Origin of the sequence: Hymenobacter ginkgonis, assembly GCF_009755225.1 — a bacterium.
In the GTDB taxonomy this organism is placed as follows: domain Bacteria; phylum Bacteroidota; class Bacteroidia; order Cytophagales; family Hymenobacteraceae; genus Hymenobacter; species Hymenobacter ginkgonis.
In genome coordinates this window covers 105,140-127,954 of record NZ_WQKZ01000008.1, presented here as the reverse complement: position 1 = coordinate 127,954, position 22,815 = coordinate 105,140, and the positions used below count along the sequence as shown (strand labels likewise).

Below are 22,815 nucleotides of genomic sequence, written 5' to 3'. Positions count from 1 at the left end.
GCTTTGCGCAACTACCCTATGTGGTAAGGCAACACTGAATAATAAACTCATTAGTATACCCAGGAACAGGTATACCTTAGTGCAGTAAAGGTTCTTGACCATACAATTCGGTTAGAGGTTTAAAAGCGGAGGAAGAAGAAGAGGCAAATAGTTTTCATAGGTGGCGCAAGCGCGCCTAAAGCACCCAATTATCTCAGGTCGCTTAGCAAGAAATCAGTAACCGTAATTTATTTTTTGCGGTGCGCTAGGCAGCTAGACGGGTAGGTTAACCAGCTTTTCTGATGAAAGAATGTAGCTGAACCTTGGCTGCTAATCACGGATAGGAGCGACTTACTATTTGGTCCGTGCAATTCAATTCTGCTCATGGAACAGGTGTTTTGACTTCTTGTTAACAGTATTATTTGAGCAGTTAGTCCCTCCATACTGCCGAGCTTATACTCAGGCAACAGGCAATTAGTTTTATTTTTTGTAAATATAATACCACTACTTTCCTCGATGAAGCTAATAATGAAACTTTTTGTCAAAAAAGTTATTATTCAACTTTATACATGAGCTTTTGTAGCTCGTCTGTCTGATTGTAGATATAGCCTAGCTAAAGTGCTAAATAGGCCTTCAGTATCTCTCACGGGGCTTTTGCGAGCTACTTGTTATAGTGCAGTTGGCTTCATTTTACCCGGCACCCGCTCATTGCCTGGCACTATCTAGTGTTCAGGTAGTTTTTTAGTTATCCTCAGCCAAATTGCCGGCTACCCCGAAAATGCTAACTCGCTTACCCATGAGTCTGCCTTATATAAACTCGCCTCTATATCGCGCGGCAACTTGCCAGCGTAGCAGTAGCTACCTTATCAGCATTAGTTACTGCTAGCAGCTACCTGCCTACTCGGTGGTAAATTCAGCGCCCGCCAGTTTTACATGCCCGCACTGGTTTTCACTGCGCCACGCCCGAGCTGGCTTGGGCAACCACTCATTCATTTCCTGAACTCCTCATGGACATTAAGTATCTATCCGACGCCAAAGGCGCCATAACCGGCGTTTTTATCCCCATTGCCGAGTGGGAGCAGCTTAAAAAGCAGTACAGCATCCGCGAAGAAGCCCCGGCCGAATCTGGCGCCAAGCTGCAGCAAGGGCTAGCCGAGGCGCTGAAAAAAGCAAAGCCGAGCGAATAAGCCCTGGCCTTGCGCCGCGCCCATCTGCTTAACGCCTCCCAGCCCCTACCCCCCTACCGGCAGCGTTAGCGTCAGTTCTGTGAATTGGCCTTCTTCGCTGGCTAGGGTAAACGTGCCGCCGTGGCCCTTGGTGATGATGTCGTAGCTGAGCGAGAGGCCCAGGCCAGTGCCCTCGCCGCTGGGCTTGGTGGTGAAGAAGGGATTGAACACCTTCTGCTTAATAGCGTCGGGCACCCCGTTGCCATTGTCTCGAATCTTTATTTCGACTTGCTTGCCTGCTTGCTGGGTGCGCACCTGCACCTCAGGCTGGTAGCCGGGGCCGGCGCTCAGCTGCTTCTGGCGCACCGCGTAGAAAGCGTTGCTGAGCACGTTGAGCAGCACGCGGCTTACCTCCTGCGGCACCACGGGCACGGGGGGTAGGGCAGGGTCGAGCTGCGTAGTAAGGCGGGCCTCGAAGGCGCCATCCTTGGCGCGGCTGCCGTGGTAGGCTAGCTGGACGGCTTCTTCGGCCAGCGCATTAAGGTTGGTCGGCTGCTTTTGGCCGGGATTGGTGCGGGCGTGGGCGAGCATTCCGCGCACAATGGAGGAGGCGCGCTGGCCGTGCTGACTGATTTTTTGGAGGTTCTGCTGCACGTCGGTCAGCAACTCGCGCTCCAACTCGGGGTCGCGGGTAGAGCGAGCAGCTTCCTCGGCCAATTCCGCTAATAATTCGGTGCTGACTTCGGAAAAGTTATTGACGAAGTTGAGCGGGTTTTGGATTTCGTGGGCAATGCCCGCTGTCAGCTCACCTAGGCTCGCCATTTTTTCGGCCTGCACGAGTTGGGTTTGGGCAGTTTTGAGGTCGGTCAGGGCTTGCTGCACAGCTTCTTTCTGCTCGCTGAGCTGCTGGTTGGCCTGGTGCTTAGCCCGGTTGCTTCGAATAAGAACGAGGGCCAGCCCAACCAGCAGCACCAGCCAGCCGGCTAGCGCTAGCACCAGTTGCCGCTGGCGGCTGGCGGTTTGCTCGCTCAGCGCTCGGGCCTGGGTGAGGCGCTGAATTTGGGCTTCTTTCTTGAGCAGGTTTTGGCGGTAAGCCAGGTTGGCTATCCGGTTGGCCGTGGCCACGGCCGTAAGGCTGTCCTTATAGGCCGTATACTGGCGGAAGTACAGCAAGGCCTTGGCGTAATCGCCCTGCCGGGCGGCAGCCTTGCTCAGGGCTTGGCTGCGGTCGCGCAGTTGGCGGCTGACCACCAAACGGCGCGTTAGTTGTGGCGAGCTGCTTTTGGCCGTCAGCAGCGTATCGAGCCACTTATCGATTGGCGCCAATTGCGCGCGGAGATACTGCTGGAAGGCAGCGCTGCCGGGCGCGGGCATCGTGCCGGGGAGTGGCACGGCTGGGATGGCGCGGCCGTTGCGGCGCAGGGTAGCAGCCGCGGGCGCATGAGGCGCAGGGGGGGTAGCCTCGCTGTTTTTCCACACATCCAGCTCCTTAAAGGAGGAGACTTCGGGCGCCGACACACTGCTGCTACGCATCGCCACTTCTAGCGCCCGAAACAGCGGGTCGTAGTGCTTGAGCAGGTCGGGGGCCGTGCGGGCCAGCTGGTGTTGGCTGCGGCCAACTTGGCTCATTACCCAGCCAACTTCGCCAGTATCGTGCAGCTGGCTAGCCAGTTGCTCGGCTTCGCGTAGCAAGGGGGCGGCCTGTTCGGGCTGTTGCCCTTGCAGCCGCAGGCTCGCCAGCTGGGTTAAGGCAGCTATCTGGCCGGGTACGTAGCCGAGCCGCCGCGCTTGGGTTAGCAAGGAGTCGGCAACTGGCTCCGAGCTGATGGGTTGGCGCAGGGCCGCTTTTAAGCGGCTGACTTCTTTGCCGGCCACCACTTGCGCCCGGAGCGGCAGGCAAGCCAAGCCCCAAAGCAACACGAGCAAAAAGGGACTACCAAAACGACGAAGCAGCTGCATGGGATAGCAGAAGAAGGCGAGAACGCAAAGGTGCGGGTTTTCAACGACCAAACATGCGTACTGGCCATCCGTCAATTCGTTACAGCCGCGGTTGCCTGCACTTTTTGAGGCTGCGTTGGGGCCATCTCCCGCGGGGGCGCACAGTGCCCCGCTAGTCCCAAATCAAAACGCCAGGGCCCTACCCTGCTCCGGAAACACGAGCTTCACTCCTAGCGTGTTGCCCGCCGCCAGCTGCGTTTTGATAATGGCCTCGTTGCCCACCGTTGGCTTGAGGTGGGTGATGACGACGGGCAGCCCGCGCAGCGTGCTGGGGCCAGCCAGTTGGCCGAGCGTGCCAAGTTCGCGCAGCAGCAGCGCCGGCGTAAGGTGGCCGAATAACTGCTGCTCGGGCTGGGCATTGGGGTAAGAAGCTTCCATGAAAATGGCCTTCAGCTGCCCGTGCTGAACCAGCGGCTGCACGGCTAGCCAGAGGTCATGCAGGTAGTGCGTTTTCTCCAGGTCGTCGGCCCCCGTATCGCCGAGGTACAGCAAGTAGCTGTCGTGGCTGCGCACCAGAAAAGCAGTGCTTTGCATGTTGCTGCCGTGGCTGAGCACAAAGGCCTGCACGCTGAGCGCAGTATTGTCGAGGGGCATGGCTTGGCCCGGCACCAGCGCGCGCAACTGGTATTTGCCCAAGGCTGGTGGAGCACCACCATTGCCGAAGTTGGGCCAAGCCCGCCAGTTCAAATAGTCCTGCTGAAGAGTATGTAGGCAGGTAGGCAGGCCGTAGATGGGCTTGGGGGTATCGTCGGGGGCGTTGAGTAGTAACCCGGCTACGTGGTCGAGGTGCGGGTGTGAGAGGCAATAGCCTTTGATGTTTTGCCGCAACACCTCATCGACTGAAGCGGTAAAAACGTGGTTTGCCACGGCCTTTTCGGCGCCGGGGCGCAGGCTGCCCGCGTCGAGCGCGATAAACGCGGTGGTGCCGGCCGCGGCCACCAGGTAGGCCGAAAGGTTGCCTTCGGCCAAGCCACCCTTTACGCCCAGCGGCACCACCGTAAAGGCTGGCGCAACGGTGGGCTGCGCCCGGGTGGGTAGGGCCAAGAGCCACGCCGCCAGCAGAAATAGATAGGTGTGCATGGATGAATTCGGCGCAAATCTGCTACAAACCAACGTAGTACTCCGCTCCTACCCCGCCCCAGCTACGCAAGTACTGAAATACCACTCCGCTCTATAAAGCTTAGTTGAATTCGTAGGGGTAGCCAATTTCCTGCAAGTCAGTGGCGAGCATGGTCCAGTCCTCTACCTCATCAACCAGGGCCAGCGCCTTGGCTTTGGTCAAAGGCTCTTGGCGGTAGATGGGCGCAACAGCCTCCGCAGTAACGGGCTTTTTATCCGACTCGTCTGTGTAGTACTCGGTTGCCCAATCGGCGTAGGTAGCCGGTTGGTTATCAAATATGTAAAGCAACTCTTCCGAGCCGTCGTCCTCGTTTTCTACCGTGCCGCGCTGCCAGCCATGCGCCGGCGTATACCAGAGGCAAAACGTGGTGCCAATGGAGTTGACCGGCTCGCCAAACATAAAGCTCTCGAATGCATCGGGTAAGCCGCGCGTCACCTGGGCCTTATCGGGCTGGTCGTATTCGTGCATAAAGCCGTTTATTACGCAGCCTTCGGGGCGGAATAATACCAGCATTTGGTCGCCCTCACCGTCGCGCATTTCAAGCAACTGCTCGTCCTCGCCCCAGGCTGGGTTGTAGGAGTAGTAGCGGTATTCCCAGTCGGGCGAATTGATAGCATCGAGCACCGCTAATGCTTTGCAGAGGCGCTTGAGGTCGGCGGCGGGGGGTAGGGCGGCGTAGTTTTGGGTAGAAATCATGGGGGGATAGGGCTTGCCTAATAGGTCTTCGTCATGTCATCCGGCACTACAATGAGGTAGTCGGCCAAGGCAACATTTTCTTTATCTACTTGCTGCAACTGGCTCTGCGTGACCACACTCAGCGTTTGGATACGCAGTGGCTTCTTGCTATCGGCGCGCAAGTAGGCCACAATGCCGTCGTGGTTGTCGGAGTGGTACGAGCCATTCAGGTGCAGCAGCGTTTGGCCGGGCCCGAGGCTACGGCGGATGTAGGTGGCCATCGTGGCGTCCTTCAGCGCCTGGGCCTGGATGATGTTGCGGGCGCCCCCGCCGCCGTGGGCCGAGGCGTCGCCCCCAAACATAGCCGTCATTTTCTTATAGCCCGGCAGGTCGTAATCTACTTTGAGCGGCAGCGGCGTAAAGTATGCCTTTTCGGCGGCGGGCAGCTTGTCGAGGGCCGCAAGCGAGCCGCGGGCCACCTGCTGCGCATAGCGCCGCGGCGCGTTGGTGCCCACAATGGCGATTTTCTCTTCGCGGGCAAATTGCAGCAGCGGGCGGTAGTCGGTGGCGTAGTTGGGCCAAGGCCGGCTTTGGCGCTCGAAGGCCGAGTCGGGCAGGGTGCCGGCGGCATATTGCGCCACCAGGGGCTGCACGTCGCGCTCAAACATTTCCATACCTAGCACCAGCTGGCCGGGGCCCTTGGCTTTAGCTAAGTCTTTGGCCACCTGCAATTCGAGCCAGTGCGCCATCGGGTCGTTGTGCTGCTCACCAAAGAGCACTACATCGGCTTGCGCCAGCTGCGCGAGCATTTGGTCGTAGTCGGCCACTTGGCCCTGGGCCGTAAAGAGGCGGTAGGCGGGCCGGTCGCCGGCGGGTACAAAAGCCAGCAGGGGTAGGAATAACAGGCAGTAGCAGGCCAATCGAGTCAACATCATACAAAAGAACACTAAAAAAGAACGTCATGCTGCCCTAAGGGAAGCAGCTCGCCCGTATCGTTGAAGTAGTAACCAACGACGCGGCCAAGATGCCTCCCTTAGGGCAGCATGACGTTCTTTTTTATCTCTAAAGGCCTACCCTTTATAAAACATCCACTTCGACAACTCCTTGTAGGTCACTTTCTTGCCATACATCAAAATACCTACGCGGTAAATACGGGCCGCTACCCACGTAGTGCCTACAAAGCCAGCTACCAGCAGCGTGCCCGAGAGCAGCAATTGCCAAGTAGGCACACCGAAAGGCAGGCGCATAACCATGGCAATGGGCGAAGTGACAGGAATCATCGACAGCCAAAAGGCCAGCGGGCCGTTGGGGTCGCCGTTGATGATGACATTAATGCTCACAATATAGCTGAGGATGAGTGGTATCGTGACTGGAAACATGAATTGCTGGGCGTCGGTCTGGTCGTCCACGGCCGAGCCAATGGCCGCAAACATGGACGAATACAGCAGGTAGCCACCCAAGAAATAAAACAAAAACCCGCCGATGATGCTGCCAATTGGCAGCCCCGATAGCACGCTCCAAATGCTAAACTGCTGGCCCGGCTGCGGCGTGGCCCCTACCCCCGCCTCGCTAGCCGACGCTGGCGCGGCGGTGGCCGGGCTGGCAGCAGCCGCGGGGGTAGAGGCAGCGCTAGCCGGGGTCGTTTTGAGGGGGGTAGTAGCCGTTATGGCCGGCTTGTCGGGCTTCAGCAACAGGGGCACTAGCACCGTGGTAATGCCCCACGACAGCGCCAGCCACAGCGCAAACTGCGTGAGTACGACGCCCGCAATGCCCAAAATCTTGCCCATCATCAGCTGAAAGGGTTTCACCGACGAAATCATGACTTCCATGATGCGGTTCGACTTTTCCTCGCTCACGCCGCGCATCACTTGCACGCCGTAGATGAAAATGAACATATAAACCAGGATGGATAGCACGTAGGCCATGGCCGTAGTGGTGCCCACATCGTTGCGCCTACCCCCCTGCTGGGTGAGGTCGATGGCCGTGAGGTCGACGCGGGCCTGCATCTGGTCGATGTCGGCTTGCTTGATGCCGGAGCGCGCCATGCGCAGTTCGCCCAAGGCTTTGTTTACGGCCTTGCGAATGTTTTCGCGGCGCTTGAGGGGCACGTTGCCGTTGCCCAACAGCTGAATGCCCTTGCTGCTATCGAGGGCAAAACCGGCCGGAAAATCGAGCAGCGCCGCCTGTTTGTCCTTGCTTTTTTGGAACGCCGCCTGGGCCTGGGCCAGCGAGCCCGGTGCGGCGGGCACGAAGCGCACGTCTTCAGTATCGGTGAGGTGCTCGGCCAGGTGCAGGCCGCTCTCGTCGCGCACGGCCACCACGTCGGGGCCCGAGGCGGTATTGAGTTTGCTGATGGCGATAGTAGAGCCCGCCAGCAAGAGCGGCGCCAGCAGCGAAATCACCAGAAAGCTTTTTTTGCGCACCCGCGTCAGGTATTCGCGCTGAATAATGAGCCAGATTTTATCCATGACAAGGGCCTAGCGGGCAGTTACTTCGGTTAAAGATTCGGGCATGGTTTCGCGCACCCGCTGAATAAATATTTCGTTGATGCTGGGGATGCGCTCGCGAAACGCCTGCACCTGCACCTGGCTGATGAGGAAGCGCAGCAGGTCGTTGGGAGTTGTGCCGGCGTGTAGCTGAATGCGGGCGTAGAAGTGGTCGTTTTCGCGCTCCTTTTGCTCCACTACCTCAAAGTCGGGGTGCACCACCAGTAGGCGGCCCTGGCCCTCTACCTCGTAGGTATTGGTTTTGAACTGGTTTTTAATCTGCGAAACTGGCCCGTCCAACACTTTGCGGGCGCGGTTGATGAGCGCAATATTGTCGCACAATTCCTCCACCGATTCCATGCGGTGCGTCGAGAAGATGATAGTCGCGCCCTCGTCGCGCAGCTGCAAAATTTCGTCCTTAATCAGGTTGGCATTGATGGGGTCGAAGCCCGAGAAGGGCTCATCGAGGATAATGAGCTTGGGCTGGTGCAGCACGGTGGCGATAAACTGCACCTTTTGCTGCATGCCTTTGCTAAGGTCTTCCACGTTTTTTTGCGCCCAGAGCTTTAGCTCGAGGCGGTCGAGCCAATGCTTGATGCGCTGCACGGCTTCGGCGCGGGGCAGGCCACGCAGCTGCGCCAGGTAAAGCAGCTGCTCGCCCACTTTCATCTTTTTATAGAGGCCACGCTCCTCGGGCAGGTAGCCAATTTGGCCGATGTGGCTGGGGTTCAGGCGTTCACCCTGAAAGAGGATTTCACCCGAGTCGGCCCCCGTTATCTGGGTAATGATGCGGATGAGCGAAGTTTTGCCCGCGCCGTTGGGCCCAAGCAGGCCGAAGATGCTGCGCTCGGGCACGGCCAAGCTCACACCATCGAGGGCGGTGTGCGCGGCGTACTGCTTGCGCACATCGCGAGCTTCAAGGATAGACCGGGGGGTAGGGTGTGCCATAGGGTGAAAGAAGAAGTGAAGAAGAGCGAAGTAAAAGTAGCCGCCACTGGCAGCGACTTGCTACTGCCGGGCGCCAAACAGCAATTTAGCGAGCCGAAGCGGTAGCTATCGGTCCTGAACGGAGGCGCGCCCTACCCCATACGGCCTGGTTCATCGTCGTCGAGTTCCTGCAATTGGCGTTCGAGCCGGTCGAGGTGCTGGCCGTAGAGGCGCTGCAAATACCACGTTGTGCCCCGCGAGGCGGGCCAGTACAGCACGGCCGCCTGCCCCACAAGTAAGATTAAGAGCCAGGCCAAGCGCGATGGCGTAGGCGTAAAATTGCCTAAAAGCCCGAGCAGGGCCAATGCACCCAGCAGCACCGACGTTACCGGAATCATGGCTAGGGTGAGGCGATAATAAAACCGGATAAGCGTGCGCAGCCCCCCCGTAATGCGCACCAGGTGCGCCCGCAGGTCGCCCGCTGGGTCGTCCATGCTGCGCAACACGCTCAGCTTGCGATAAAAGTAGTAGATGCATACCAGCGCTACCAGCGCCAGCAACCCCCCAAATAGCCGCACCCACAGCACCGAGGCCAAGGCAGCCAATGCCAGCGAAGCCACCAGCAAGCTGTAGTTGACAGCCAGCTCTATGCGCGCATTGCGGCGCAGCTGCTCCACGATACTGCCCGACTGCCGAGCCACCAACTGGGTTAGCTCGGCACTGGTGAGGGGGGTAGGCGTAGGCGCTGACTGCGGCTGCTGCCATTGACGGCGCAAGTCATCAAGTTCCATAGAGTAGGTATTCGTTAAGCACTAATTACGAACTAGTTGGCGACGCAGCTTCTCCTGCACTCGGTGCATTTTCACGCGCACATTGTTCTGAGTAATACCCAGGATGTCGGCCATTTCCTCGTAGGGCCGGTCTTCCAGGTAGAGCAGCACGAAGGCCTTGTCCACGTCCGAGAGCCGGTCGATGGCCCGGTAGAGGGCCGCGGTTTCTTCGGGCTCGTAGGCGCTGCCATCGGTGGGCTGCACGAGGTGCCAAGCTTCCTGCTCGAGGCCCACCGCAGCGGGCCGGCGGATGCGCTGGCGCAAGTTGCTAATGGCCACATTCAGGGCAATGCGGTAGAGCCAGGTACTGAGCTTGGCATCGGGCTGCGGCACGTAGCGCGGCCACGCCCGCCACAGCTGCAGCACGATTTCCTGAAACAAATCCTGCCGGTCGTCGGCGTCCTGGCAGTAGAGCCGGCACACCCGCCGCACAAGGGGCTGGTAGTCGTGCAAAGCAGCCAAAAAATCAGCAGACGGGGCAGCGCTCATGCGGGGGGTAGGAGTTTCGAGCAGGTTAATCGTTGGTTCCGGCTGCGCATTACAGGCCGCCAGATTTTTCTCAGCAAAAGGCGCAAGAACACAAAAAAAAGCCCTACTTAGCCAATGGCTAAGTAGGGCTTCAGCGAACCGCACGAATCAACTAAATCGAGGCAATCCGTTTAAATCTGTTGATTATTGAAAATACTCCTTCACTTTCTCGAAGAAACCTTTCTCGTTCTTGCCAGGATGCGGCGTAAAGTTGTCCGAGTCGCGCAGCTTCTCCAACAGCTCACGCTCTTGGTTGCTCACGTTTTTGGGCGTCCACACATTCAGGTGAATGAGCTGGTCGCCGCGGCCGTAGCCGTTCAGGTCTTTAATGCCCTTGCCGCGCAGACGCAAAATCTTGCCCGGCTGGGTACCCGCGTCTACCTTGATTTTTACTTTGCCTTCGATAGTCGGCACTTCTAAGTTGGTACCCAGCGCGGCATCCACGAAGCTAATGTACTGCTCGAACATAATGTTGTTGCCGTCGCGCTTCAGGAACTCGTGCGGCTCCTCCTCAATCTGAATGAGCAGGTCGCCGGGTACGCCGCCGCGCTCCGGAAAGTTGCCTTTACCACTCATGCTCAGCTGCATATCGTTGGCAACGCCGGCCGGAATGTTAATCGGAATGACTTCCTCATTCAGCTGGCGGCCTTCACCTTTGCATACATCGCAGGTAGCCGAAATAGTCTTGCCTTCGCCGTGGCAGGTAGGGCACGTGCTAGCGCTCACCATTTGGCCGAGCATCGTGTTCACCACTTTCTTCACCTGGCCTTGGCCCTGGCAGGTAGCACAGGTTTTGAGCTCGGTGCCATTTTTGGCGCCGGTACCGCTGCACGGCTGGCAAGCCACGTAGCGTTTCACCTTAATTTTTTTCTCGACGCCGTTAGCTACTTCTTCCAAATCAAGCTTGAGCTTGATGCGCAAATTGGAGCCCTTCTTCACACGCCGGCCCTGGCCGCGACCGCCGCCAAAGAACCCGTCGAAGCCCCCACCGCCGCCGCCAAAAATGTCGCCAAACTGCGAGAAAATATCCTCCATATTGGGCGCACCGCCGCCGTTGCCACCCACGCCCTGGTGCCCAAAACGGTCGTAGCGGGCGCGCTTATCGGCGTCGCTGAGCACCTCGTAGGCTTCAGCAGCTTCCTTAAACTTGTCCTCGGCCGTGGGGTCGTCGGGGTTTTTATCGGGGTGATACTTAATAGCCATCTTGCGGTAGGCCGACTTAATGACGTCGCCTTCCGCATTTTTTGCTATCCCTAATACTTCGTAATAATCGCGCTTGGTTGCCATTTTTCTTTAGAAAATGACTTGTCATTGCGAGCAAAAAGAAGCAAGCGCACCCTAACAAGCTAACAGCACGCTACCAGCGTGGACGGAGTCGTTCGGATGCGCTTGCTTCTTTTTGCTCGCAATGACAAGTATAAATAGAGTTTATTGTCCCAACACCACTTTGGCGTGGCGGATAACCTTATCACCTAAGTAATAGCCTTTTTCAATCTCCTCAACAATCTTGCCGCGCAAATCGTCGCTCGGAGCTGGAATTTGCGTGATGGCCTCGTGCAAGTCGGCGTCGAAATCACCGCCCTTAGCTTCCATTAAGGCTAAGCCCTTCTGCTGCAAGGTCTTGCTGAGCTTATTATGCGTAATATCAAGTGCGTTTTGCAGCGCGGCTGGGTCGGCAGTGCCCTGGGTATGCTGGCGGGCGCGGTCAAAATCGTCGAGCACGGGTAGCAAGGCCACCATCAGTTCCTGGTTGGCCGTTTTGAAGAGGTCGGTACGCTCCTTCGCAGTGCGGCGCTTGTAATTCTCAAACTCGGCGGCCAGGCGCAGGTATTTGTCTTTGAGGTCGGCCAGCTCGGTTTCTGCGCGGGTGCTGCCTTCGCTAGCGCCCACCTCGGGGGTAGCCGCGTCAGTAGTAAGGTCCTGCTCGCCGGCGATGTGCTCGGTAGCGCTGTCAGTCAGGGGCTGGTCGTCTGGATTCATATTCTTATCGTCAGTCATTTTCTGGAAAAAATGGCGGAATCGGCTGGTGAAAGGGGTTCCCATATGGGTGATGGGTAAGGCTCAATGAATTTGCCAAAGCTGGGGAGGCTGCCAGTTTGGCACAGGCACCGGTGCAGACTTTGTAGTTTGCGTCACGTTAGTTGACTGTTTTGTCCTAGACACTGATTTTTCTTATGCAAGTTCAACTTACCAGAAGCAGTGTAGCAGCCGGTGATGACGCGGATGCTCCGCACACTTACCTATTTGAAGCCGCTGATAATTCGACAATCGAAGAAATAGCACAGCTCATTATTGGCCGGCACTACCTTCCTACTATTGCCGGGGGTAGGGCAACTTGGTCAGTAGTATCCCAAAAACCTTTAGCACTAATAGCCCAGCAGTGGACTAAGCCAAAAGGCTTTTTTTTGCTTCATCCCCGAGATGGCTGGTTGTTTACCAACCAGTTGCTACTGCTCCACCTAAACTACCACGGTCAACAAGACCCGGAGCAGGTTTACCAAACACTAGCTGAGCTACGGTTTCCGCAGGGATGATGCACGAAGTATTAAGCTTACGCTATTTACTCGTGCAGTGCGCCCCAAATCATGTCCTTCAGCCGCTGGATATTTTTGTTAGTGAGGCTGGAGATGAAGACGGTCGGTGGCAAATCGGGGGGTAGGGAGGCTAAGATGTCGGCTTCCAATTCTTCGTCGAGCATGTCGGACTTGGTGATGGCCAGCAGGCGCTTTTTATCCAACAAATCGGGGTTGAATTGCTGCAATTCGCCCAGCAATACCGCGTATTCGGCGGCAATGTCTTTGCTATCGCAGCTTATCATAAAGAGCAGCATAGAGTTGCGCTCGATGTGGCGCAGGAAGCGCGTACCCAAGCCTCGGCCCTCGGCCGCGCCCTCAATGATGCCCGGAATGTCGGCCATCACAAATGATTGATAATCACGGTAGGCTACTACCCCCAGGTTGGGCACCAAGGTCGTGAACGCGTAGTCGGCAATCTTGGGCTTGGCCGCCGACACGACTGAAAGCAAGGTGCTTTTACCCGCGTTGGGGAAGCCCACCAGGCCTACATCGGCCAGCAGCTTGAGCTCTAGAATAACCTGCTCCTCAATGGCTGGCTCGCCGGGCTGAGCATACTGCGGCGCCTGGTTGGTAGAAGTCTTAAAGTGGTCGTTGCCAAGGCCTCCGCGGCCGCCAGGCGTGAGGATAAGGCGTTGGCCTTCCTCCGTAATTTCGAGCTTCATTTCGCCCGTTTCAGCGTCGCGCGCCACGGTGCCCAGCGGCACCTGAATGACAATATCCTCGCCCTGCGCGCCGGAGCGCAGGTTTGGGCCGCCACCCTCGCCATCCTGCGCAAAAAGGTGCTTGCGGTATTGTAGGTGCAGCAGTGTCCAGAGTTGCGAGCTGCCTTCCAAGATAATGTGGCCGCCCCTACCCCCGTCGCCGCCGTCGGGGCCGCCGTTGGGCAGTCCTTTGGCCCGGAAGAAGTGGTGCGAGCCCGCCCCACCCTTGCCCGAACGGCAGGTGATTTTGACGTAATCGATGAAGTTATTATTAGCCACGGTAGCAAAAGGTATGAGTTTGAAAATTATAGGTCAAAAAGAACGTCATGCTGAGCCCCGCGAAGCATCTCGGGTGCTGCCGCTAGGTAGTGCCTAACAACTGCACGCGAGATGCTTCGCGGGGCTCAGCATGACGTTCTTTTCAACGCCAACGCTAGCGGGAAGCAAGCCCTACGCCTTTACCTCGCGGGTAGCGGCGGCGGGCGCCTCATCTACGGCCGGCTTGTGCTGGTCGATGAGCAGGCAGATTTGGGCAAAAATATCGTCGATATTGCCAATGCCGTTGAGAGCGTGAAACTTATGCTGAGCGGCATAATAGCCAGCGACTTGCGCAGTTTCAGTGTTGTAAACAGTTACGCGGCGGCGGATTTTGGTTTCGTCCTGGTCGTCGGGGCGGCCGCTGGTTTTGCCGCGCTCGAGCAAGCGCTTCACCAACTCCTCCTCCCCTACTTCGAGGGCAATCATGCAGGCTACCTTGGTGTGGTGCTCGGCCAGTAGGCGGTCGAGGCTTTCGGCCTGGGCCGTGGTACGCGGGAAGCCATCGAAAATGAAACCAGCGGCTTGCTGGTTAGCACTCAATGCGCTGCCAATCATGCCGATAACCACCTCATCGGGTACGAGCAGGCCTTCGTCCATCAGCTTTTTAGCTTTCAGGCCGAGGGCAGTTCCTTCCGTAATCTGGGCCCGCAACAAGTCGCCGGTGCTCAGGTGCACCAGGTTATACTGGGCGATGAGCTTCTGGCTTTGGGTGCCTTTGCCCGCGCCGGGCGGGCCGAATAGAACGATGTTATGCATGGAGGAACAAGGTTAACGCGACTGCAGCAGCCACGCGGGGCGGGAAGATTGGCGGGCTACAGCCCAAATTACACACAAGAGCCGTTATGCGGCCACGTATACGTCGGGCAGGTTGCGGCCCAGGCCGTCGTAGTCGAGGCCGTAGCCCACCACAAAGTCATTGGAAATTTCCAGAGCCATGTAGTTCAAGGTCAACGGGTAGCGAAGGCTAGCCGGCTTGAAAAACATGGCCGCTATCTCGATAGACGCCGGGTTGTTGGCTTGCAGCGTGGGGAGCAGGTGGTGCAGGGTGGTACCCGTGTCCACGATGTCTTCTACTAAAATAATATCACGACCTTGCACATCTTCACGCAAGCCCATGATTTCCTGCACTTTGCCGGTGCTGTCGGTGCCCTCGTAGGAAGCCACGCGAATGAATACAATCTCGCATTCGCCGGTGAAGCGCTTGAGCAAGTCGGTGGCAAACATGAACCCGCCCGTGAGCACAACCACGAACAGCGGGCGGCGGCCAGCATAGTCGGCGTTGAGGCGGGCAGCCACTTTATCAATAGCCGTGGCCAGTTCAGCAGCGGACAAATAAGGCCGAAAAGGCTTGTTGTGAAGCGTAATCAGGGGGTAACCCATGCAGGTAGGAAGCGGCCCGGGTGGCCGTTTGGGGTGCAAAGGTAAGGTGGGCCGCAGTACGGATTTTTCGGACCGGGTGGATTACGCAGATTTTGTAGATGAACACCGGATGTTTTTGCGCCCCCCACACCCTCGCCTTTTAACGCCTATCGGGCATAAAACCTGCGTAATAAGGCTACCCCCCAAGTTTCATTGGAGCTGCCGCAGAGCGGTTAGGAGTATGGCTTCAGCGGCGGCTGGGGCAGCTTGTTGCACTAGTTGCACGCGGGGCTGGGGCAGTACTAAGCGCTCGCGGGTGGTGGCAGGTGCCATGCCCTGCTCGCCGCCGGGGCGAGCAATATGCGGGGCAATGACCAGCGACACGATACTCATGAGCTTGATAAGGATGTTCATGCTTGGGCCACTGGTATCCTTAAAGGGGTCGCCTACGGTGTCGCCGGTTACGCTGGCTTTGTGGGCGTCGGAGCCTTTGAACTCCATTTTGCCGTTAACCATCACGCCTTTCTCGAACGACTTTTTGGCATTGTCCCAGGCGCCACCGGCGTTACTCTGAAACATGGCCATGAGCACGCCGCTCACCGTGACGCCGGCCAGCGTGCCGCCCAGCACTTCGGGCCCAAACGCAAAGCCGATGAGGATGGGCGTGAGCAAAGCAATGGCGCCCGGCAGTACCATCTCCCGGATGGCAGCCTGCGTACTAATGGCCACACACTTCTCATACTCGGGCCGCCCGGTGCCCTCCATGATGCCGGGTATTTCCCGAAACTGCCGGCGCACTTCCTGCACCATTGCCATGGCCGCCCTACCCACCGCCGAAATGGCAAGGGCTGAGAAGATAAACGGTATCATGGCGCCCACAAAGAGGCCAGCTAGCACGCGTGCATTCGAGATATCAATGGTGCTAATGTGCGCCGTGCCCATGAAGGCCGCAAATAGCGCCAGCGAAGTAAGCGCCGCCGAGGCGATGGCAAAGCCCTTGCCGGTGGCGGCCGTGGTGTTGCCCACCGCGTCGAGAATGTCGGTACGCTCGCGCACTTCTTTAGGCAGCTCGCTCATTTCGGCAATGCCGCCGGCATTGTCGGCAATGGGGCCAAAAGCGTCGATGGCCAGCTGCATAGCGGTGGTGGCCATCATGCCGGCCGCCGCAATGGCCACGCCGTAGAGGCCCGCTGCCTCGAAGCTGAGCACGATACCCGCGGCCAGCACCAAGATGGGCAGCACGGTGCTTTCCATCCCTACCGCCAGCCCACCGATGACGGTGGTGGCGTGGCCAGTACTGCTTTGCTGCACTATGCTCATGACCGGGCGCTTGCCCATCGCGGTGTAATACTCCGTGATGGTGCTCATCAGAAAGCCTACCGCTAAGCCGACCAGTACGGCGTAAAAAACGTGGTTGGCATCGAAGGTATAGCCGCGAACGGTGATGTCGCCAGCCGGCAGCATCCATTTAATTAACAGGTAAGAGAACAGGCCCGACACCACAATCGAAACGTTATTGCCTAGGTTGAGTGCGGCTTGCACGCTACCCCCCTCCTTCACGCGCACCGCCAAAATGCCTACCAGCGAAGCCACAATGCCTAAACCGGCAATAGCCATGGGCAGCAAAATGGGCGACAGGCCGCCAAACGCGTCGCTGGTGCCCAAACGCACTTCGCGGCCGAGCACCATAGTAGCCAGAATGGTAGCCACGTACGAGCCGAACAAGTCGGCGCCCATGCCGGCTACGTCGCCCACGTTATCGCCCACGTTGTCGGCAATGGTGGCGGGGTTGCGCGGGTCATCCTCCGGAATGCCCGCTTCCACTTTGCCTACGAGGTCGGCGCCCACATCGGCGGCTTTAGTGTAGATGCCACCGCCCACGCGCGCAAACAACGCAATGCTTTCGGCACCCAGCGAAAAGCCGGTGAGCACTTCCAGCGCTTTCTCCATCTCGACGCCGCTAGCCGAGCCGCCCAGCCGCACCACAAACAATTGGTAGAATACAATAAACAACGCGCCCAGCCCCAATACGGCCAGCCCTGCTACCCCCATGCCCATCACCGAGCCGCCCGAAAACGACACGTTCAGCGCCTGGCTGAGCGAGGTGCGGGCAGCCTGCGCGGTGCGCACGTTGGCCTTGGTGGCGATTTTCATCCCGATAAAGCCCGCCGTGGCCGAAAACACCGCCCCAATCAAAAAGGCGATGATAATAATCGGGCTCGACCGCTCGCCGGTGAAGCCCAGGTAGCCCAAAAACACCGAGGCAATGAGGGCAAATAGCGCCAGCACCCGGTATTCGGCCCGCAAAAACGCAATGGCCCCGTCGGCAATGTAGCCGGCGATAGTTTGCATGCGTTCGTCGCCGGCCGCTTGGCGGGTGACCCAGCCCGCGCGCAACCAAGTATACCCTAAAGCAAAAATGCCCAGCACGGGCACGGCGTAGAGAAAAGGTGTCATAAGCAAGACGGTGAGTGGGAGAAGGTTAGGCCGGTAAATGTAAGCGAATTTCCCGGTCTTTGGCGGGTCCTTTTCCCTGCTTTAGCAGCCCACGCCGTGCCCTACCCCCTGCCTAGCCCCGCGGGCCAGGCGCGGCCGCCGAGCTCCCTGTTTCGCGCTTGCGAAAATCGCCCTGCGAGAAGTATTTCTCTATCAGGCAGTATATCATGATAAAAAAATACCGACTCCCCATTTCCTTGATTTTCAGCTTCGACTCGCCGTACTGGCGGTTAGTCCAGGAATTGGGGATAACGGCGTAGCTGTAGCCCCGCACAATTGCCTTAAGCGGTAGTTCGAGCGTGAGGTTGAAGTGCGGCGACAAAAATGGCTTTAGCCCCTCCATGGTGCCGCGCCGGTAAAGCTTAAAGGCGTTGGTACAGTCGTTGTAGCGCAGCCTAAATAACACCTTCACAATGGTATTGGCCAGGCGGTTGATGTACTTTTTAGGGCCGGGGTAGTCGATAACGCGGCCACCTTTTATCCAGCGGCTGCCAAACACGCAGTCGTAGCCCTCCTGCAACTTGCGGTAGTAGCGCACGAGGTCGGCGGGGTCGTCCGAGAGGTCAGCCATCATCACGGCCACGCAGTCGCCCTGGTAGCGCTCGAGGCCGTAGCGCACGGCGTAGCCAAAGCCGTTGGGGCCGGGGTTGGTGTAAAACGTGAGGGTAGGGATTTCGCGTGTCAGCGCCTGCAAGCGGCTCAGGGTGTTATCCTTAGAGTTGTCGTTGGTGACCACAATTTCGTGGTCAATTTGCTCGGCTACCAGCTGGGCGTGCAGGGCATGCAGCGTTTCGCCAATACTTTCTTCCTCGTTGTAGGCCGGAATGACTACGCTCAGTTTCATACCAACTTAGGCTAAAATGGGCTTGAGTTGGGCCTCGTTATCGCGCAGCCAGTGGTACACGTCAGTCACTATCTGCTCTACCGAACGCCGCGGCTGCCAGCCAGTTAGCTCCGTTACGCGGGTGTTGTCGGTGAGGTAAAGGGCGATGTCGGCCTGGCGGTTTTCGGCCTGCGCGGCAATGGGCACTACGTGGCCCGTCACGCGCTGGCAAATGGCCGTCAGCTCTTGCAAGCTTACGCTGATGGCGCGGCCACCACCGGCATTAAGTGTCTTGCCATTTACCAGGTCCAGGTTTTGCAGCTGAAAATTGACCAAGTCAAACAAGTCATCGACGTGCATAATATCGCGTACTTGCTTGCCTACCCCCCCAAAACCAAAGTAGCCCAGCGGCTGCTGCCACAGGTGGCGCGCCACCCACAGCACCACCACGCCTTGGTCTACCTTGCCCATTTGCCAAGGCCCAGCCAGCACGCCGCAGCGGTTAATAACGGTGCGCAGCCCGTAAAAATGGTGGTATTCCTGAATCAAGTACTCCGAGCACAGCTTGGTGGCACCGTAGAGCGAGCGATAGCCTTCGAGGGGAAAATCTTCGGCCAGGCCGCGGGGCGAAATACCGCCAAACGGCTGCTCGGCGCTCACCTCAAAGCGCGTATCAGTTTCTTCGAGCCGGATGCGCTCAATTTGATTGATTGGGTAAATGCGACTGGTACTCAAAAATATAAACGCCGCGCCGTGCTGCCGGGCATAGTTCAAGCAATTGACCGTGCCGTTGAGGTTGGTGTTAATAAGGTAGTCGGGCGCCGAGGTGAGGCCCGCCAGCACCGATGGCTCGGCCGAGGCTTCGATGAGAACCTCGACGGGGGGTAGGGCATCAAAGTCCTCCGGGTTGCGAATATCTCCGTGCACAAACTCTACCCCCGCCGTCCGCAGCCGGGGTAGGTTGAGCTCCGAGCCGCGGCGCTTTAGGTTATCGAAGGCGATGAGGTGGCAGCCGGGGTAGGCCCGCTTGAGCTGCAGCGCCAGCGCCGACCCGACGAAGCCGGCGCCACCAGTAATGAGGATAGATTTCAACGTGCTGTCTTTAGCCGTCAAAATTACTGGATAACCCGTGCCCCGCTGCCCTACCCCCTTCTACAGCTCGCGGAGTAGCACCTGGTAGAGTGCCAGCATACTGGCTATGTCGGCTTTGTGCACGATTTCGTGGGGCGTGTGCACCTCATCTTCGGCGGCCCCCACGAAGCACCAGTCCCAGGGCATCTCGCTGCGCTGCAAGTCTTTGGCATCGGAGCCGCCAATGCCTTCTACTTCTAGTTGGTGCTGAATACCGGCCGCCTCGGCAATACGCCGGATGCGCTCGACGTAGCTGCGGCGCGGAATAAGCGAGTCGCGCAGCGAGATGACGCAGCCCTGGCCTGGTCGCACGCCTTCCGTCACCCAGGTTATATCCATAATAAGCGCCTGCCGCACCGCATAGGTATTGTAAATAAATCGGGCTAGGTAGGGTACCGAGCCGCCGCCGTGCTCTTCCCAGCACGAAAAGGCGATGATGCCGTGCTCGAGGGTTTCGGCTAGTTGCAGGGCGCACCATACGCCCAGGCGATTGTCTAGGTAGCAGCTTTGCACGGTGGTAGTGGTTTCGCGAAAGTCGCAGGCGAAGGTGAGGCTGGTGCCGGGCTCGATGGTGCGGCTGAACTCATAGCCCAGCGCCTCCGTTTCTTCGTCAACGGTTAATGTACAGTCAATTTCCCCTTGCGAATCGCGTCCCACCAGCCGGTAGCCAGCCACGCACTCTGGCCCGCCAATCGGTACCAGCTCGCGCCCGTAGCGCACCGTGAAGCCAATACTGTCGAGGTGGGCAAACACGGCGGTGCGCGGCTGCCCAAATACCAGCAGCAGGCAATCTTGAAACCGGCTTTCGTCGTGCACTACCAGGGGCGGCTGGCGCCAGCTAGCGCCGTGCTGCCCCACATAATCGAGGATAAAGCGCGTCAGCCCGGCTTCCGCGCCCGAAGGAGCCGGAAACTGGCAAAGGGTTTGAAGAAGCTGCATAAAGCCGAACCTACTAGTAGTGTGCGGCCAAAGCTAGGGCCGCCGCCGTACTTTCGTTAGTCTATTGCGTCTTCCCTGCGGGAAATATCCTACTTCCTTATCGTTTTTTCTGCCCGTATGCCCGCCCTCATTCGGTTTTCACACTTGCTACTGCTGGTTTTGCTCGGCACTGTGCTAACTGGCCAGGCCCAGCAAACTCCGGACACTACCCGCCTGCGAGTAGGCCAGGTACCTTCTATGCGGACCATTGCGGTCGATACCGTGAACGTACTACCCACCGCAGCCGATACCAAGGGCTGGCTGCTGCTCGATAAGGACATTCAGTTGGAGCTCGACGGCGCAGTGCAAAACCTCTACAACTTCAAATACGACAAAGCAGAAAAGCAATTCCGTTCGCTCCGCCGCCGCTATCCCCACCACCCCATGCCTTACTTCTTGCTGGGCCTGAGTACATGGTGGAAAATAATGCCGACCAATTTTAACAGCACGCAATACGACAAGCTGTTTTTTGCCTACATGGATACGGCCAACACGTACAGCGAACGCCTCATTAAGGCCGACCCTCGCAACTACGAAGGCTACTTTTTTTTGTCGGCGGCCAATGGTTTTGATGCCCGCCTCAATGCCGAGCGCCACAACTGGCGCAAAGCTACCGTCAGCAGCAAGCGTGCCCTCAATTATCTTCAGAAAAGCCGCGAGGCCAACGGCCTGAGCCCCGAATTTCTGTTTGGCGAGGCGTTGTTCAATTACTACGCCGTCTGGATTCCGGACAACTACCCCCTGCTCAAGCCTGTATTGCTGTTCTTCCCCAAAGGCAACAAACAGCTCGGGCTAAGCCAGCTTCGCACCGTTGCTGAGACTGGCTTCTACACCGGGGTTGAGGCTAAGGTTTTCCTTATGAAGCTCTTGCACAACGATGAGCACCAGACGGCTGCCGCCATGCCCATCGCCCGTGGCTTGGCCCTCAAATACCCGGACAATGGCTACTTCGCCCGCTTCTACGCTTTGCTAAGCTTCGACCAAGCCGATTTTGCGGAGTGCGAGCGCGTCAGCCGCGATATGATTGCGAAGCTCAATGCCGGCATGCCAGGGTATGAGGCTTCCAGCGGGCGCTACGCCACTTATTTCATGGGCTACCTCATGCAGTTTAAGTACCGTGACTTGCCCAAGGCCAAGGACTACTACCAGCGTTGCATCGTGTTTGCCGAAAGCAACGGCGAAACGGACGGTGGCTTCTACCTCTTCGCCAATGCCAACCTGGCCCGCATGGCCGACCGCGACCACGACGTAGTGGCCGCCCGCCGCTACTATGCAGTGGTGGCCGACAAAGCCGACCATAAGTCGGAGCAGTATAAGGAAGCGAAAAATTGGCTCAAGAAAAATTCTTAGGGTTCGGGCAATGCCAGCTATGCTATGGATATAAAGGATTTTCTGCTTACCCCTTTCTACTTAGGGCTGATATACGCGCTAGCATTTGCGCTTCGTCCGGCGGTAACCAACGTCTATACCAAAAAGTATTTTATCCCGGCTTTATCGCTCAAAGTGCTCGGTGCTATAGCGTTAGGCATTCTGTACCATACCATCTACGCTGGCGACACCAACAACTATTTTCACCACGGAGAAATTATCTACAAAGCCTTTGGCAACTCCTTTGGTGCAGGCTGGGAACTGCTGACTACTAATGGCACGCTTACCGCCCGTATCGAGCCTTATACCAGCCAGATGGCTTGGTTTGGCAAGGGTAGCAACGAGTATTTTGTAGTGCGCATGGCCGGCCTCGGGGCTATACTAGGGTTCAACACCTACTCGGTTACTGCCCTGCTGTTCGCCGTTGTCAGCTTCAGCGGAATGTGGGCCATGTATATCACATTCGCCAAGATTAGACCCCAGGTATACAAGGAACTGGCTACGGCTGTATTCTTCCTACCCTCCGTATTTTTTTGGGGCTCCGGCTTGCTGAAAGACTCGCTATGCATTGGGGCGCTAGGGTGGCTTTTTTACGCTTTCTACCGGGGGGCCATCGAGAAGAAGAATATTGTGCGCTGCCTAGTGATAGGCATTTTAGCCGCCAGTACCATCTCCTCCATGAAGATATATATCCTGCTGGCTTTTGTGCCCCCCGCTGCCCTGTGGGTGCTCAATGAAAACACGGCCCGCATTCAGTCTACTGCCGTTCGGTGGGTAGCAAAGCCCTTTTTGTTACTCGTTGGTGCGGGTATCGCCATCTACGCGATGGGCGCCATTGCGGCGGCTGATGCCCGCTTCAACCTCGACAAAATCGGCGAGCAGAGCAAGCTCACGGCTACTTATCTGCAAGGCGTAAGCCAGACGGAAAATGGCTCAGGCTACAACATTGGCGAGCAGGATGGCACCTTAGCTGGTATGGCCAAGCTGGCACCGCAAGCGGTAGTCGTGGCGCTATTTCGTCCATTTCTGTGGGAAGCCCGCAACCCTACTATGGCGCTATCGGCGTTGGAGGCTACTTATTTTATTGTGCTCACCGGCCGCATTCTCTTTAGAGTAGGTTTGGCTAAAACCCTAAAGGCCATCAGCAGCACTCCGGTGCTAACTCTGTGCTTTGTGTTCAGCCTCATTTTTGCTATATCAGTAGGTATTTCCAGCGGCAACTTTGGTACGCTGGTGCGCTACAAAATTCCGCTCATGCCGTTCTACCTAGCAGGGCTATACATCTTGGAAAGCATTACCCAGCCAGTGGCAGCCCGCTCGCGGCGAGTAGCGGCGCGACAGCCCCAACTAGCTTAA

21 protein-coding genes are annotated in these 22,815 nt (G+C 57.7%); 4 read left to right on the top strand and 17 right to left on the bottom strand.

What is annotated here, in order from left to right; translation table 11 throughout:
• Positions 1-986 precede the first annotated feature (986 nt).
• Positions 987-1,166, top strand: coding sequence for a hypothetical protein (locus GO988_RS22030; RefSeq protein ID WP_157569721.1), 180 nt, complete (start codon positions 987-989; stop codon positions 1,164-1,166).
• A 45-nt stretch (positions 1,167-1,211) separates the two neighbouring features.
• Here GO988_RS22030 and GO988_RS22025 read toward each other — a convergent pair whose 3' ends face one another.
• The 10 genes from GO988_RS22025 to GO988_RS21980 all read right to left on the bottom strand — a co-directional run bounded on the left by GO988_RS22025 (position 1,212) and on the right by GO988_RS21980 (position 11,707).
• A complete protein-coding gene (locus GO988_RS22025) occupies positions 1,212-3,104 on the bottom strand; it encodes a sensor histidine kinase (protein WP_232341653.1) in 1,893 nt (630 codons plus the stop codon).
• A 162-nt stretch (positions 3,105-3,266) separates the two neighbouring features.
• The gene (locus GO988_RS22020) at positions 3,267-4,223 is read right to left on the bottom strand and encodes an MBL fold metallo-hydrolase (RefSeq protein ID WP_157569719.1); all 957 of its coding nucleotides are present in this window, start codon (positions 4,221-4,223) and stop codon (positions 3,267-3,269) included.
• Between the two features lie 100 nt (positions 4,224-4,323).
• Positions 4,324-4,959, bottom strand: a complete 636-nt coding sequence (locus GO988_RS22015) for a hypothetical protein (protein ID WP_157569717.1) — start codon at positions 4,957-4,959, stop codon at positions 4,324-4,326.
• A 17-nt stretch (positions 4,960-4,976) separates the two neighbouring features.
• Complete coding sequence (locus GO988_RS22010) at positions 4,977-5,873, bottom strand: ChaN family lipoprotein (RefSeq protein ID WP_232341652.1); 897 nt, start codon at positions 5,871-5,873, stop codon at positions 4,977-4,979.
• A 135-nt stretch (positions 5,874-6,008) separates the two neighbouring features.
• Positions 6,009-7,406 carry an ABC transporter permease gene (locus GO988_RS22005; protein ID WP_157569715.1) on the bottom strand — a complete coding sequence of 466 codons (1,398 nt, stop codon included), beginning with the start codon at positions 7,404-7,406 and terminating at the stop codon, positions 6,009-6,011.
• A 9-nt stretch (positions 7,407-7,415) separates the two neighbouring features.
• Positions 7,416-8,372 carry an ABC transporter ATP-binding protein gene (locus GO988_RS22000; RefSeq protein ID WP_157569713.1) on the bottom strand — a complete coding sequence of 319 codons (957 nt, stop codon included), beginning with the start codon at positions 8,370-8,372 and terminating at the stop codon, positions 7,416-7,418.
• A gap of 131 nt (positions 8,373-8,503) precedes the next feature.
• Positions 8,504-9,142: a hypothetical protein gene (locus GO988_RS21995; protein ID WP_157569711.1), complete on the bottom strand. Its 639-nt coding sequence runs from the start codon at positions 9,140-9,142 to the stop codon at positions 8,504-8,506.
• A 21-nt stretch (positions 9,143-9,163) separates the two neighbouring features.
• A complete protein-coding gene (locus GO988_RS21990; RefSeq protein WP_157569709.1) occupies positions 9,164-9,670 on the bottom strand; it encodes an RNA polymerase sigma factor in 507 nt (168 codons plus the stop codon).
• Between the two features lie 183 nt (positions 9,671-9,853).
• Positions 9,854-10,996: a molecular chaperone DnaJ gene (gene dnaJ / locus GO988_RS21985; RefSeq protein WP_157569707.1), complete on the bottom strand. Its 1,143-nt coding sequence runs from the start codon at positions 10,994-10,996 to the stop codon at positions 9,854-9,856.
• A 141-nt stretch (positions 10,997-11,137) separates the two neighbouring features.
• A complete protein-coding gene (locus GO988_RS21980; RefSeq protein ID WP_157569705.1) occupies positions 11,138-11,707 on the bottom strand; it encodes a nucleotide exchange factor GrpE in 570 nt (189 codons plus the stop codon).
• A 176-nt stretch (positions 11,708-11,883) separates the two neighbouring features.
• Here GO988_RS21980 and GO988_RS21975 point away from each other — a divergent pair, with 176 nt between their 5' ends.
• Entirely contained in the window at positions 11,884-12,243 is a 360-nt protein-coding gene (locus GO988_RS21975) for a hypothetical protein (protein ID WP_157569703.1), read from the top strand.
• A 26-nt stretch (positions 12,244-12,269) separates the two neighbouring features.
• Here the strand turns inward: GO988_RS21975 and obgE are convergent, their stop codons facing one another.
• The 7 genes from obgE to GO988_RS21940 form a co-directional block, all read right to left on the bottom strand.
• The gene (gene obgE, locus GO988_RS21970; RefSeq protein WP_317164950.1) at positions 12,270-13,265 is read right to left on the bottom strand and encodes a GTPase ObgE; all 996 of its coding nucleotides are present in this window, start codon (positions 13,263-13,265) and stop codon (positions 12,270-12,272) included.
• Between the two features lie 171 nt (positions 13,266-13,436).
• Complete coding sequence (locus GO988_RS21965; protein WP_157569701.1) at positions 13,437-14,060, bottom strand: adenylate kinase; 624 nt, start codon at positions 14,058-14,060, stop codon at positions 13,437-13,439.
• A gap of 84 nt (positions 14,061-14,144) precedes the next feature.
• Positions 14,145-14,684 carry a phosphoribosyltransferase gene (locus GO988_RS21960; protein WP_157569699.1) on the bottom strand — a complete coding sequence of 180 codons (540 nt, stop codon included), beginning with the start codon at positions 14,682-14,684 and terminating at the stop codon, positions 14,145-14,147.
• Between the two features lie 189 nt (positions 14,685-14,873).
• On the bottom strand, positions 14,874-17,120 hold the full coding sequence (locus tag GO988_RS21955) for a sodium-translocating pyrophosphatase (protein ID WP_157569697.1): 2,247 nt from the start codon (positions 17,118-17,120) through the stop codon (positions 14,874-14,876).
• A gap of 112 nt (positions 17,121-17,232) precedes the next feature.
• Positions 17,233-18,003: a glycosyltransferase family 2 protein gene (locus GO988_RS21950; RefSeq protein ID WP_157569695.1), complete on the bottom strand. Its 771-nt coding sequence runs from the start codon at positions 18,001-18,003 to the stop codon at positions 17,233-17,235.
• 6 nt (positions 18,004-18,009) lie between these two features.
• Positions 18,010-19,095, bottom strand: a complete 1,086-nt coding sequence (locus tag GO988_RS21945) for an NAD-dependent epimerase/dehydratase family protein (protein WP_232341650.1) — start codon at positions 19,093-19,095, stop codon at positions 18,010-18,012.
• Between the two features lie 39 nt (positions 19,096-19,134).
• A complete protein-coding gene (locus GO988_RS21940) occupies positions 19,135-20,052 on the bottom strand; it encodes an aminopeptidase (RefSeq protein WP_157569693.1) in 918 nt (305 codons plus the stop codon).
• Between the two features lie 117 nt (positions 20,053-20,169).
• Between GO988_RS21940 and GO988_RS21935 the strand changes: the two genes are divergently transcribed.
• Both GO988_RS21935 and GO988_RS21930 read left to right on the top strand, forming a co-directional pair.
• A complete protein-coding gene (locus tag GO988_RS21935) occupies positions 20,170-21,441 on the top strand; it encodes a tol-pal system protein YbgF (RefSeq protein WP_157569691.1) in 1,272 nt (423 codons plus the stop codon).
• A 24-nt stretch (positions 21,442-21,465) separates the two neighbouring features.
• Positions 21,466-22,815 (top strand): hypothetical protein, encoded by a 1,350-nt coding sequence (locus tag GO988_RS21930; RefSeq protein WP_157569689.1) that lies wholly within the window; start codon positions 21,466-21,468, stop codon positions 22,813-22,815.